At 57.7% G+C, this 13,018-nt stretch carries 9 protein-coding genes; 4 read left to right on the top strand and 5 right to left on the bottom strand.

The window, feature by feature from the left end:
• Positions 1 to 69 precede the first annotated feature (69 nt).
• The 3 genes from JWR14_RS12075 (at position 70) to JWR14_RS12065 (ending at position 5,202) form a co-directional block, all read left to right on the top strand.
• Positions 70 to 939, top strand: a complete 870-nt coding sequence (locus JWR14_RS12075; RefSeq protein ID WP_299706402.1) for an alpha/beta hydrolase — start codon at positions 70 to 72, stop codon at positions 937 to 939.
• Positions 940 to 1,091: 152 nt separating this feature from the next.
• On the top strand, positions 1,092 to 1,694 hold the full coding sequence (locus JWR14_RS12070; protein ID WP_299706405.1) for a GNAT family protein: 603 nt from the start codon (positions 1,092 to 1,094) through the stop codon (positions 1,692 to 1,694).
• A 1,309-nt stretch (positions 1,695 to 3,003) separates the two neighbouring features.
• Positions 3,004 to 5,202, top strand: coding sequence for a hypothetical protein (locus JWR14_RS12065; protein WP_299706399.1), 2,199 nt, complete (start codon positions 3,004 to 3,006; stop codon positions 5,200 to 5,202).
• 132 nt (positions 5,203 to 5,334) lie between these two features.
• Here the strand turns inward: JWR14_RS12065 and ald are convergent, their stop codons facing one another.
• The 5 genes from ald to JWR14_RS12040 all read right to left on the bottom strand — a co-directional run bounded on the left by ald (position 5,335) and on the right by JWR14_RS12040 (position 11,985).
• Complete coding sequence (ald, locus tag JWR14_RS12060; RefSeq protein WP_299706396.1) at positions 5,335 to 6,450, bottom strand: alanine dehydrogenase; 1,116 nt, start codon at positions 6,448 to 6,450, stop codon at positions 5,335 to 5,337.
• 163 nt (positions 6,451 to 6,613) lie between these two features.
• Positions 6,614 to 7,957: an MFS transporter gene (locus JWR14_RS12055; RefSeq protein WP_299706393.1), complete on the bottom strand. Its 1,344-nt coding sequence runs from the start codon at positions 7,955 to 7,957 to the stop codon at positions 6,614 to 6,616.
• Between the two features lie 566 nt (positions 7,958 to 8,523).
• On the bottom strand, positions 8,524 to 9,324 hold the full coding sequence (locus JWR14_RS12050; protein ID WP_299706390.1) for a hypothetical protein: 801 nt from the start codon (positions 9,322 to 9,324) through the stop codon (positions 8,524 to 8,526).
• 219 nt (positions 9,325 to 9,543) lie between these two features.
• Positions 9,544 to 10,659 (bottom strand): porin, encoded by a 1,116-nt coding sequence (locus JWR14_RS12045; RefSeq protein ID WP_299706387.1) that lies wholly within the window; start codon positions 10,657 to 10,659, stop codon positions 9,544 to 9,546.
• A gap of 330 nt (positions 10,660 to 10,989) precedes the next feature.
• Entirely contained in the window at positions 10,990 to 11,985 is a 996-nt protein-coding gene (locus tag JWR14_RS12040; protein ID WP_366144523.1) for a LysR family transcriptional regulator, read from the bottom strand.
• A gap of 202 nt (positions 11,986 to 12,187) precedes the next feature.
• On the opposite strand from JWR14_RS12040, the gene JWR14_RS12035 reads away from it, so the two are divergent.
• Positions 12,188 to 13,003: an alpha/beta hydrolase gene (locus tag JWR14_RS12035; protein WP_299706384.1), complete on the top strand. Its 816-nt coding sequence runs from the start codon at positions 12,188 to 12,190 to the stop codon at positions 13,001 to 13,003.
• The last annotated feature ends 15 nt before the right edge of the window (positions 13,004 to 13,018 follow it).

Here is a 13,018-nt window from a genome sequence, read left to right as displayed (position 1 = left end):
TTTTCTGGTCGATCGAGTTAGCACACCGGAAAATTTCAACTGGGCCGCTTAGCCCGACAGGAGCGTTGAATGTTTCAACTTGGGCCGCGTCACTTTCTATTGCGCATGTCGCTTGCAGTCCTATGCTGCGTATCCGGCACTCACGCCTCTGGACGCCAGATTGCCCTGCATCATTCCTCAACAGACAGTGTTCAGCCCATGGAGATGTCGTCGGCTGCTGAGGGCGTAGTGCAAGACCTGCCCTTGCAAGGCGGAGGTTTCCAGCGCGTGCTGTACACCGCTGCCAGACGCGAAACAAAAGGCATCATCGTGATGTTTCCCGGGGGCACCGGCGAGATCGACATCGAGAAGAGTGGACGCGTCAAGAATGCGAAGAATTTCGTCGTGCGCTCGGACGATCTCTGGCTTGACCGCGGTTATGGCATCGTGCTGGTCGATGCACTGGATCACCAGTCCATGCGAGGGCAGCGCAGCAGCGCCGAGTACGCAGAGGTAACGAAAGAGATCATTGAGTTTGCGCATAGGCAGGCCAATGTCCCTGTATGGGTGCTTGGTACCAGCCAGGGTTCCATTGCCGCCATGAACGCTGCAGCACATGCCGGAGGAACGCAGCTTTCTGGCATGATCCTGACCGAGTCCGTGTCCATTCTCGGCGGCTCTCATGAAACCGTTTTTGATGCACATCCTGGCGATGTCCGCGTGCCTTCGCTGGTCGTTGCGAACACGGATGACAGATGCAAGGTCGCACCGCCTTCCATGGCGCAGTCGATCGCGCAATCGATCCGCCACGCTCCAACAACGGTCCTGACCGTCAGCGGTGGCACACAACGTACCCAGGATGATTGCGGCTCCCTGACTCCGCATGGCTACTATGGAATAGAAGAAAAGGTAGTCGATGGCATTGTTGGCTGGATGCAGGAAACGCAAAACCGGCCCTGATTTCAGGGGGTTTTATCAATGTGCAGGGCGAACGAACGATGAATCGTCGAGGAGTCGGCTGGACCTCGACAGGGATTCGTGACTGTTCCCAACCGGAATCTGTTGTCCGCGTTTGACTTATGATTGAGGCCCTCAAGCTTAAGTTGCCAGCCATGATCCCTGACGCTTCCCATGATATTCAACCCACGCTGACCGGTCCCACCATCGAACTTCGTCCTCTGCAGTCATCGCATCAGGAGGCGCTGGTGGATGCCGCATCAGATGGTGAATTGTGGACCATGAAGGTGACGGTCGTTCCCGGTCCCGAGACGGCCGGACAATACATTGCCACTGCGCTAGCGGGTCTGGAGGCCGGAACGGTGATGCCGTTTGTGATCGTCAAGCGAGAGACTGGGCAGGTGGTGGGCAGCACACGGTTCTGGAAGATCGATCGCGTGAATAGGAAGCTCGAAATCGGCCACTCCTGGCTGAGTGCCTCGGTGCAGCGGTCGGGCGTCAATACAGAAGCGAAATACCTTCTTCTAGCCTACGCGTTTGAAGTCATGAACGCTGTGCGCGTTCAATTTACAACAGACGAACTGAACGAAAAATCCCGGGCGGCAATCCTGCGTATTGGCGCGAAGCAGGAAGGCATTGTCCGGCACGAGCGGATCATGCCCGACGGCCGCAAGCGCAACTCGGTGCGGTTCAGCATCATTGATTCGGAGTGGCCGGACGTAAAGACATTACTGCAGCAGAAGATGCGGCTCAGATAACATCGGATGCGCCAATATTGGCTTGTGCAGCGCAGAAAAAATGCAAGGAATGTAGCATTTTTCGCACTCTGAAGATTGTATTTAATATGAAAGAAAGTCGTAATGTTATATTAATATAATGATTATACCGCTCTACATTCTTTTCTTAATATTAATGCGGAGAAATAATCCGGTTATATTTACCCAAAATATTAACAAAAGGTAACGTCATACGATTCCGGTTAGTTAAATAATAGTTCATTCGTTTACACACGCTAGATTGAGTAGAAAATTCCAAATTCCCGCTTCGTCCGGGATACTGGTCGTACATCGCATAACGTGTGAGGAACTATTACTTATTTCCAAGTCTTTCCGAACGTTACATGAATGAAACGTTTTTTTGCGAATATAATTCGTCCATCCAAAGCGGACTGTAACTAATACCAGACTGCTGCAAGATGATTTCCATATCAGAAGCATTTACTCATATGGAATTGATCGCTGCTTTCAACGGGCGAAATCTGCGCGAATGCGCCGTGAATTGATATCGCGGCGCAGCATTGACGCAGCTTGTCTTGGATAACCAGTCGTTTTGACGGCATGCTGTTCCCGGTCAGGGCGCGCGATCAGCGCTCTGCGCGTGGTCATGCGCGCGGCGCCAGGTGGTCGGGAGCAATGAGTGGAAGCACGAACTGGCGATGAGGCATGCGCCTGTCTATCAGGGCTGTGCGTTTTTTGGATTACATGAAAGTGATCTCACATTTTGTATAAATAGGTGTGCAAACGATCTGAGCGAAACGAACAATCGCTACGTTGCTGACAACCCAGCGCGCGGAGACCGACATCCATTTCATAGAGGTTGATGAAACTTCCGGGCGGGGGAATGTTGCGTGTGCGACCCTGCCGCAGTCGAATAGGTGAAAGCAGGACGATTTAACCCCCGCCGGATTCCCCGTGCAAGCCCAGTTCCCTGTCTTTGTGGTCCTATCGAGACGGGCGGGAAAAATTCGCAATTGATTAGGATAGCAGACTATATGAAGCGTCATTTCATGTAATTAAAACGGCTCTCCCACTATGAGAGCCTTGGTCAGCCGGGAACCCGTGGAGTCACGCGCGCGTTCGGCATTGGTATGCCAAAGGGCGCCGTTCTTGTAGCAAGGCAGCGATCAGCAGCATCCCCGGGTCAAATCTCTTAGCTCCACAAAAAACGCGAACGCGGGACGGCTTCGGTCGATCTTGTCGATCCTCGGGGAATACTTGTAGCAGCACAACAGGGATTACGATGAAATATTTAAGACTACTTCCGATTTCAGTAGCAACGACGCTGGCTATGTTCGGCGTTGGTAACGCCCAGGCGCAAAGCAGCATCACCGTCAGTGGCGTGAAATACACGTTCTGCGGGAGTGAGAACGACAAGTGCACGTTTTCTGGCAAGGGATCCGTGGTGTTCGGCTCGGTACCGCCGAACTCGCCGACCACCATGCTGTCTAGCCCGCGCAGCTTCACGAACGGGGTCGGCTGTTATGTCGGCGCCGTCTCGTCGAGCGATCCCGCTTACGGCTACGGAAAATCGTGCTGGGTCAGTCTTGCCGCCACCACCACGCCCCCGGTCACCACACCGCCGGTTACGACACCGCCCGTCACCACGCCCCCAGTCACCACGCCGCCGGTCACTACACCGCCGGTGACAACACCGCCGGTGACAACACCACCCGTCACCACGCCGCCGGCCACCACGCCGACTCCAGGTGCTTCGGCCATTTCATGCGGTTCGCCTACACAGACGGCGGGCGGCACCGCTAATGGATTGATCAGCGCTGACACGCCGACGACTGACGGCCTGCGCATCTTCCCGAATAACACAGCATTCAACATAGCGGTCACGACCAACTCGCCGGGCGCGGACACAGTCGTCTGGTCGGTCGCGGACACGAACGGCGCGATCAAGACGCAGGGTAGCTTCGCCGTAAAGTCGGGTGTGCAGACCGCCACGATGTCGTGCAAATCGACATGGTCAGGCTATGGCTCGATCACTGCCACGTTGCAATCCCATGGCGGCACGTTGCCGAACAAGGGCACGCGCCCAATGGGCATTGCCACGTTCGGTGTGTTGCCTAATCTCACGTCCGTTCTTGGCACGGTGACGTATGCGCACCAGGACCAGCATCGGTTCGGCATGCAGGGTTTCAACGGCAACATTGCTGCGTTGCACGCTTTGGGGATTTCCTGGACCATCGACGACCGCGAAGTCTCGGCCATGGAGCCGAACGGCCCCAACACCTATACGCCGAGCGTCAACGACCTGGACCCGTTCTACAAGGCTAACCCTGACCAGATGCGCATTGTGCGTCTTGACGGACTGCCAGCATGGGATTCGAAGACGGGTCAGTTCAACGACAGCTACTATGCGCCGTCGAACATGACCGAGTTCCAGAACTTCATGGGCCGCGTGGGTACCGACACGAGCCTGATCCGTGCCGCCAACTATCCGAAGCAGCAGAACAATTACTACCAGGTTACCTGGGAGCCAAGCGTCGGATGGGCAGACAGCCAGGCGAACTTTGTCGCGATGTACAAGGCCGCTTATCAGGGCTTGCACTCGACCGATCCGAACGCCATCGTGATGGGTCCCACCAATCCGTTCCCGGCCAATTGCGATGTTTGCACGACCGGCTACCTGCAGACCTTCGGTGCGCTCGGCTTGTGGAATTACATTGACGCCGTATCGACGCATGGCTACTGGAATGCCGGTACCTATCCGGCTCATCCGCCTGAATTGCAGGACTCGGACCCGAACCCGGCTAATCAGGCCAACGCGCTCGACAACCTGATGACTCAGTTGCGTGCCGTCATGCAGGCCGGTAAGCCGAACATGAAACTGTTCGTCACCGAGGCGGGAACCAGCTACGATCCGGGCATCAACTACGGACCTACGTCACCATCGCAGAATCAGCTGTTTGCTCAGGCTGCCGTCGGCGTGCGCTCCCACATCATTACCCTCGGTGGCGGCGCGCAAATGACCACGTTCTTCTACGGTGCGGACTACCCCGGCGAAACCGGTTACGGCACGTTCTTCGACCTGAACGATGCTCAGGGCGCGTGGGGTGCATCGAACCTCTCACCCAAGCCCGAAGCACTTGCATTCGCCACACTGACCCGGGTGCTTGACGGCACCAATACGCTTGGCCGCGTGAAGGGTATGGCCGCCGGGACGTACGCATATGCGTTCCAGCAACTCGGTAACGGCAAGGTCGTGACGGCCGTGTGGGCGCACAGCAATGCGCAGTGGCCGGCATCGGGCGGACTCTATAGCCAGACCTACTCGACCAGCTACTCGCTTCAGGTGGACGCTGCCGGTGCATCGGGCAACGTGACGGAGATCGACGGTTACGGCAATGTCAGCACGGTGCCCTATACCAACGGCAAGGTGACGCTGACGGCCACTGAAGTCCCGCAGTACATCGTCTCGAGCAATGCGACTGTTGCGAAGGCCAACGCTACGGTTCCGGTCGGGTACACGGGTCAGTAGTCGGTAGTCGGTATCACCTGATGTAACTACACCTGACGGGCCGCTGGACTGCATAGTCCGTCAGCAAAAAGCCAATGCCTCGCGGTTGAACGCGAGGCATTGGCTTTTGTGGTTCCGGTTTCGTTCCGGGGCTCAGGTAAGCAGGCTTTCCGCCGGCACGTACGTATAACCGAGGGCGCGTGCAACGGCCTTGTAAGTGACGTGTCCCTCGCATACGTTCAAGCCGGCTCGCAGATGGGGATCGTGAGACAACGCACGCCGCCATCCTTTGTCCGCGATCGCCAGCGCGTGCCCGATCGTCGCGTTCGTGAGCGCGAACGTTGAGGTTCGCGCAACCGCACCCGGCATGTTGGCCACGCAGTAATGCACGACGTTGTCCACGACGAAAGTTGGATCGGTATGCGTCGTGGGCCGGGACGTCTCGAAGCAACCGCCCTGATCGATTGCGACATCGACAACCACGGCGCCCGGCTTCATATGCGCAATCATGTCGCGGGTCACGAGCTTCGGCGCGGCGGCACCTGGGATAAGCACGCCACCGATCAGGAGGTCGGCGGCGTGCGCTGAATCCTCGATCGTCTGCACGTTCGAGCATAGGGTGGTGACACGGTTGCCGTAGATCACATCCAGTGCGCGCAGACGTTCGAGGTTCTTATCGATTATGGTCACGCGGGCGCCCATCCCCACTGCAATCTGCAACGCGTTGGTCCCGACCACGCCTGCACCAATGATCACCACATGTGCCGGCGCTACGCCAGGAACACCGCCGAGTAGCAACGCCATCCCTCCCTTCGATTTCTCCAGATGCGCCGCGCCGGCCTGGATCGACATGCGGCCCGCGACTTCGCTCATGGGAGCGAGCAATGGCAAGCCGCCGCCTTGGCCGGTGATGGTTTCGTAAGCAATGCAGACGGCCTTGGAGTCGATCAACGCTCGTGTCTGCTCCGGGTCAGGCGCAAGATGCAGGTACGTATAGAGAATTTGCCCCGCGCGCAGCATCGCGCATTCGGCGGGTTGGGGCTCCTTCACCTTGATGATCATCTCCGCACGTGCGAAGACCTCCTGCGCTGTGTCGACGACGGCGGCGCCCGCAGCCCGGTAGGCATCATCCGATAAACCGATCTCCGCACCCGCCGCTGTCTGGACGACAACTTCGTGTCCGTGAGACACCAACTCGCGAACGCCTGCGGGCGTCAGCCCGACCCGATATTCGTGGTTCTTGATTTCTTTAGGCAGACCGATACGCATGATGGACTTTCCTCCTGAGAAGACCGGTTGCCGGCGTCCGCGGCCATGAACGCCCAGGCGAACCCTTGCACGCGGAGACAAGGCGATCCGCAGCCGCCAAGGGTGGTATTACTCTACAAGCCAGGGCAGTCAGCGCCGCGCATTGACAATGCTCTGTCCAGGGTTACGTTTGCACCTTACCGGGAATACCTCGACCGCGCAGCGAACAACCGGTCGTCTCTGTCACGAAGATCAACGCGAGCGCACCAATCACACATGAAGCCATCATGTAGTAGGCCGGAATGAGGTTGTTGCCTGTACGCCCAATGAGCCATTCGTTGACCATCGGCGCGGTGCCGCCGAAGATGGAGGTGGAGACGTTGTAGGCGATCGCCATGCCTGCGTAGCGAACCTGAGTAGGGAACATTGCCGGAAACATTGCCGAAATGCTCGCTAACTGAGGGACATAGAGCAGACCTAATACTCCGAAACCGATCAGCGCGCCAACCGTGCCGTGCGTCATGAGAAGGAACATGGGCACCGCGGCGACGAAGAGCCCGATCAAGGAAAACCACCACACGTTCTTGCGGCCAACCCGGTCGGAGAACGTGCCTGCAAAGGGCAGGAATACCATCATCGCCAGCATGCCGATCAGCGGTACCAGCAATGACATGTTTTCACTCATGCCCAACTGCTTTTGCATGAAGGTCGGCATATAGGCAAGCAGCACGTAATTGACCACGTTCAGTGCCACGACCAGGCCGCCCAGCAATAGCAAGGGCTTCCAGAACTCGGTCAGCAGTTCTTTCAGGGATACCCTCGCGTGCTGCCTTTTTTCCGCTGATTGTTCCAGTTCGAGGAAGACGGGAGTGTCCTCCATCCTGGCGCGCAGATAGAACCCGATCAGGCCAAGCGGCGCTGCGATCAGGAATGGCAGGCGCCATCCCCAGGCATGCATGGCTTCGTTACCTAGTAAAAATGAGCAACCCAGCATTAACAGCGCACCGAGCGAGAAGCCGGCCAACGTGGCGAATTCGAGAAAACTGCCGCAGAAGCCGCGTTTCTTGTCCGGTGCGTATTCGGCCATGAAGGTGGCCGCTCCGCCGTACTCGCCACCGGTCGAGAAGCCTTGCACCAGGCGCAATACGATCAGCAACGCAGGTGCCCATAAGCCGATGCTGGCGTAGGTGGGTAGCAGCCCTACAAGAAGCGTGGCGACCGACATCATGATGATCGTTAGGGCAAGCACGGTCTTTCGCCCTAGCCGGTCGCCAAGCGGTCCCCAGAAAAGGCCGCCTATCGGGCGCACGAGAAACGATATGGCGAAGGTCGCCAGCGCGAACAGGGTGGCTTCAGCGGTGCTGCCGGGAAACAGGGCCGCCGAGATATAGGTCAGGCCGTAAGCATAGATGCCATAGTCGAACCATTCGGTGGCATTGCCTAATGCTGACGCCGCAATTGCCCGCCGCAGAAGATTGGATGGGGTCTGTCGAGCTGGTTGATTGACCGTTGGCTGTGCGTAGCTCATTGTCTTCCTCCTGAATCATGGGCAGCGGCAACACGGGCGCCACTGCTGATTCAAGATACCGCCCAGTGTGATCTCAATTCGATGTCCTAGGACGATGAATGTGACGGGGTTTTCCATGAGGCGCGCAAGGACGCTTGCAGACTCGCGCACTTATCCAAGGTGAGGCTTGCCGGACTGGGATTTCTGTGAATTTTGAACCATGAATTGTCCGGAATTCCCGCTAGGCGATCGTCGAGCTTAACGTCTTGTTCTAGGACATTCGTCATCGCGTATTCACGGATGCAGCAAAAACGGTTTATCCAGATATCACACGCGGCGGCCGCCGGATTGCTGCGCTGCACCCTGGTCATTCGCCGTTCTTGCCGACGCAGGATTGAATTGCCTTAGCCACAATGGCTGCCGCTTTTTGCCGCGCGGGCCTTGCCAGCGAAGGTGATTCCAGTCCGTGACGCATCGTTGCCAAGCCGAGATCAAGCGATGCGTCGTACCTCACGGGCGGCGAGATTGCAGTCGACGGCGGATTGGGGCAAATTTAAGCCTGCTGCCATGCGTAATGACTTGGTTGCTCACTCTCGCGGTGCCGGCACGGACAGCACCTCGCCCGTGCGCGCGTGTTGTGCGTGTGCGAGGCGTTTGGTGGTCCATTGCACGGCCATTGCCAGGATGGCAGCTTCGACGAATGCCAGGGAAGCCGCTTGTCTTGGGAGCGCGAAGATAAGGCAGAGACAGAACGCGGCGAAGGAGAACCGACCAAGTACCATGCCTCGCAAAAGCGATACTACAAAGTCAGGGCCATGCGCCCGGTGAGACGAGACAGAAAGCACGATCCCCAATAGTGGGAACACCGCCAGAAGTCCGCTCCATTTGGGCCCAAGCGCAGACGATAGCGTAGTGACCAAGACTGTTAGCGCAGCGCCCGCGATCATGCGTCCAGCGAGGTCGTTGCGGCTAAGCGGCGCAACTTGGGCAATGGCGTTGCTACGAGGGAGAAATGTCTGTCCAAACGCGACGGCAATAAGCGCGGCCGCGATAGCCCATGCTGGCGATGCCGGCATTGAAGCGAGGGCAATGGCTGCGACGAGCCAGCTTCCGAGTCCGGCTGTCAGGGCAAGGGGCCAGGACCGGGATCGGCAGGTCCATGCATAAGCGAAGTTGAATGCTTCGGAGGCGAGGATGGCGGACAACGACAGGGTAGCCGCATGCGCTCCGAAAACCGGCCCGTGAGCGAGAACCAGCAGAAACAGGATAGGCCCGGCAACAAAGGGAAGTCCTGCAAGCCAGCCTGCGATGGTGGGACCCCACCATTTACCCGACATGGAAACGACCAGGAGAAAGAACGGGACCAGCGTCAGCTTTAGCGCGAGCATGGCAAGGCAGGCAGATTTAAAACCGGATCGTACACGACTTCTTAATGGGCTTAGCCGGAATGGAGGCGATGTTTGTTGAAGATCGCTTTGCCCTCACAAATTTCTGCCTCTATTTGCTAAGCCCGGCACCACAATAAACACCGTAACCAAAGACTCGACGCGCCAAGCAATGCGTGCAACCGACACGTATCGGTTGCGCGCATTGCTTAGGCGGATCGCCTAGAAAAGATGCTGAATGCCGGCGTATGCGCCGGACTGACTGTGACCCGGAAGCGGGTTGTCGGTGGCGGTGGTATCGCCGAAGGAATTGGCGTTCAAGCCGAAGTTCGCATTGGCGCTGTTGCGGGCGGTCGCAATCTGGAAATCGAGCAGGGTACGCTTCGTCAGGTTGTACGTGCCGCCGATCGTGTAGAGGGTCGCGTTGCCCCCGCCGTTGTTTGCGTTGATGTGATACACCGCGGCAATCAGCGCGGCCGCTGGCGTAGCTTGCCACGTCACGCCGCCCCATTCCTGGCTGGTGGTCGTGATGCCGCCCGACAAGGCACCGGAGGTTGAATGCGACTGCTGAAAAACCGCCTGGAGCTTGAATTTCCCTAAGAACACATTGACGCCGCCAAAGTATTCGCGAGAGAAATTGAAAGCATCGTCCAGCGTGCCGTTAGCGGCGTCACGCCATTCGTCGTAGATCGCGCGGATCTGGAAAACGGGTTGCGTGTAGGTGATCTGGATAGCGTCGGCGCGGCCTTGCGCGGTAGTGCCGTTGCCATTCCAGTTGGTCGCGTTGGATAACGCGTATTGCCCGCTGATGTCAAAGCCGGCAATGGTGGGAGACTGGTACGAAATGTTATTGCTCGTGTGATTCCAGTTACGGCCGCGAACGAGCGATGCCGATGACCAGTTGCTTTGCCCAAACGGGTCGAAGTCCCAGACCCCGTTCGAAAGAAAAAGCTCTTTGCCAAGCAGCACGGTACCAAAGCGGTCGTCAGCAATTCCCACCGTGGCATACCGGTCGAACAAGCCGCCGTTCGAAGGGCCCTGACCCGTCATGGTGTTGAATGCGCCTTCCAGGTGGAATACGGCCTTGGTGCCGCCGCCAAGATCCTCCACGCCCTTGAAGCCCCAGAGACTCGTTCCCCAGTCTCCGCTTTCAGCCTTGAAGCGATGACTGCTTCCAGTCGCTGCACCGGTCACGGGATTTTGTCCCGTGGGTACGCCGGTCATGTACTCCACGCCGGCGTCTATCCGCCCATACAAGGTCACGCTGCTTTGAGCACGCGCGACTCCCGCGCCAGTAGCCAACACCGATGCCAGCGCAACGGCTGTGAGCTTTTTCATGTCCCCTCCAATAGTTCATTTCGACTGCGTCGCCGGATTATCCGACGTATTTTATGACGCAGCCATACGTCATGTATTTTGCGTTTTTCGCGCTGACCACGGGTAAAAAAGCCCCGGACCTTTTGGGCAAATCCGGGGCTGGCCGTGGAGGCAGGGGGAGGATTTTCCCCCACGGATGAAAACGGATATCAAGTTATTCAAACATCAGGAATAGATAAATACGTTTGGAGCGAATACATTATTGTTGATACGCGAACAATCTCGCGTGTTGGAGCGACAAGCCAGAGCACCTGACGAACATGTTTGCACTGCACGCGGACGATCAGGCAATCACGCGTAGGCTTGTGCGGGCGTGGTGCCGTACAAAGCTGCCTCGTAATCTGCTCCGTCAATCAGGCAGCGACCGTTAATGTCCTTGTTGCTGGACATTAACGGACATTTTTCGAAGACCAACGCAATCCAGTCGACAAACACGCGAACCTTGGGCGCCAGGTGGCGATTGTGCGGATACACCGCTGCAATAGGCATGGGACGCGTTTTCCACTCCGGCAGCACTTCGATCAGCTTGCCGGAACGCAAGTGCGGTAACAGCATGAACTGGGGCGCCTGGACAATCCCGGCACCCTGTACACCGCACATCACATAAGCTTCGGCGTCGTTCACGGCTAGCGAACCCCGCATCTTGACCGCGGTCGTTGTACCGTCGACAACAAAATTCATGTCCTTGATCCGACCTGTCCTGTTGGAGAAATACTGAACCGCCAGGTGTTGCCGCAGATCGTCCAGATTAGTTGGCTCGCCATGACGTTCGATATAAGCAGGGCTCGCGGCAGTCAAGGTCTGAAGTTCACCCAGGCGGCGCGCGACCAGACTCGAGTCTTCCAGTTCGCCGACACGAATCGCACAATCCACGCCGTCCTGCACCAGGTCCACGGGCTTGTCTCCAAAGCCGACCATCAGGTCGATGTCCGGGTAGCGCTCGCGAAATTCAATTAACCGCGGCATCACGATCAACCTGCCGATAGACCCCGGCATGTCGATGCGAAGCTTGCCTCGCGGACCCTTTCCGGTATTTGAGAGGGAGTCCTCAGTTTCGTCGATCTCAGCCAGGATGCGCAGACAGCGTTCGTAATATTGCGCACCTTCCGGAGTCAGGTTCAGCCGTCTTGTCGTGCGTTGCAAGAGGCGTACACGCAGGTGTGCCTCCAGGTTCTTGATGATCGTGGTGGTGGAAGCGTGCGGCAGGCTCAGCGCATCCGCGGCGCGGGAAAAACTGTTCATCTCCACGATCTTCGTGAAGACCTGCATTGCCTGTAGCCGGTCCATGGTGCCTCACTTTCAACGCTTAGCCGCGCACGCGGCAGCCCGTTGTTCAAGCAGAAATGGGTACTTCGGTACGGTCGATCGCGATTGTTCCGAGCGAGCGAATTGTGTTCTGGATTATAACCATTTATCAGAATTGCGCTGAAGTCCACAATGCGACGCATCGTAACTTTGGCGGAATGGCGCATAACGCGTCACATGAAACATGCAATCGACGAGCGATCGGACGCTTAGCATCGAAGATGTATCGATCACGGGTCACGCGCAACTCATCAAGGTGCGCAGCTATCTGCCGGCGTCGAAAGGGGCGCTCTTACCGATCGTTATTTATTTCCACGGCGGTGGTTTTGTACGGGGCTCACCGGACGATGCGGAGATTGCCGCATCGACGATCGCCCGGCACACCCAAGCGTGGGTGGTGTCGGTGGGTTACTCGCTGTCTCCCCGCTTTCCATTTCCCGCCGCGCTCGAAGATGGCTACCGCGCGACCCAATGGGCGCTAGCCAATGCGCGCGCGCAAGGCGCGGATGCAAGGCGCATGGGCGTGGCCGGTCACGATGCCGGCGGCAATCTCGCGACCTGTCTTGCCGCGGTCGCGCGGGATCGCGGCGAGTTCGCTTTTGCCGCGCAGGCGCTGCTTGCGCCCTTGCTCGATCCCAGCATGACGCGCATGGCCAAGGAAGACGAGATTGTTGATCCGGATCTTGGCGCGCGCGAATGCGCGCAGTGTTATCGAGCGTATTTGCCTAATGCGTCGCAATGGCTGCATCCGTATGCAGCTCCGATTGAGTCGCGCCGGCTGGCTGGCTTGCCGCCCGCACTGATCGCTAGTGCGCAGCACGATCTGCTGCACGTTGAAGCAGAAAAGTACGCGGGCGAACTGATTGCGGCAGGAGTGCCTACCGAAGTCACGCGGCATTGCAATGCTTCTCACCATGAACTGGGGACGCATCCGGCGGCGCTAGCCGATGTCGTGGCGTTCTTCCAGAAACGGCTGCTTTCGAAAGCACATGGGCGCTAAACGATCACAGTGATT

The sequence above is a fragment of the Caballeronia sp. genome, from assembly GCF_028292365.1.
GTDB lineage: Bacteria > Pseudomonadota > Gammaproteobacteria > Burkholderiales > Burkholderiaceae > Caballeronia.
The sequence above is the reverse complement of the archived record's forward strand: the minus strand, read 5'-3'. Positions and strand labels throughout refer to the sequence as shown.

What these genes read in the sequence shown, in the direction of transcription:
- JWR14_RS12075 (WP_299706402.1), top strand. Translation starts at nt 70, where the DNA reads ATGTTTCAACTTGGGCCGCGTCACTTTCTATTGCGCATGTCGCTTGCA.
- JWR14_RS12070 (WP_299706405.1), top strand. Translation starts at nt 1,092, where the DNA reads ATGATCCCTGACGCTTCCCATGATATTCAACCCACGCTGACCGGTCCC.
- JWR14_RS12065 (WP_299706399.1), top strand. Translation starts at nt 3,004, where the DNA reads ATGTTCGGCGTTGGTAACGCCCAGGCGCAAAGCAGCATCACCGTCAGT.
- ald (WP_299706396.1), bottom strand. Translation starts at nt 6,450, where the DNA reads ATGCGTATCGGTCTGCCTAAAGAAATCAAGAACCACGAATATCGGGTC.
- JWR14_RS12055 (WP_299706393.1), bottom strand. Translation starts at nt 7,957, where the DNA reads ATGAGCTACGCACAGCCAACGGTCAATCAACCAGCTCGACAGACCCCA.
- JWR14_RS12050 (WP_299706390.1), bottom strand. Translation starts at nt 9,324, where the DNA reads ATGCTCGCGCTAAAGCTGACGCTGGTCCCGTTCTTTCTCCTGGTCGTT.
- JWR14_RS12045 (WP_299706387.1), bottom strand. Translation starts at nt 10,659, where the DNA reads ATGAAAAAGCTCACAGCCGTTGCGCTGGCATCGGTGTTGGCTACTGGC.
- JWR14_RS12040 (WP_366144523.1), bottom strand. Translation starts at nt 11,985, where the DNA reads ATGGACCGGCTACAGGCAATGCAGGTCTTCACGAAGATCGTGGAGATG.
- JWR14_RS12035 (WP_299706384.1), top strand. Translation starts at nt 12,188, where the DNA reads ATGCAATCGACGAGCGATCGGACGCTTAGCATCGAAGATGTATCGATC.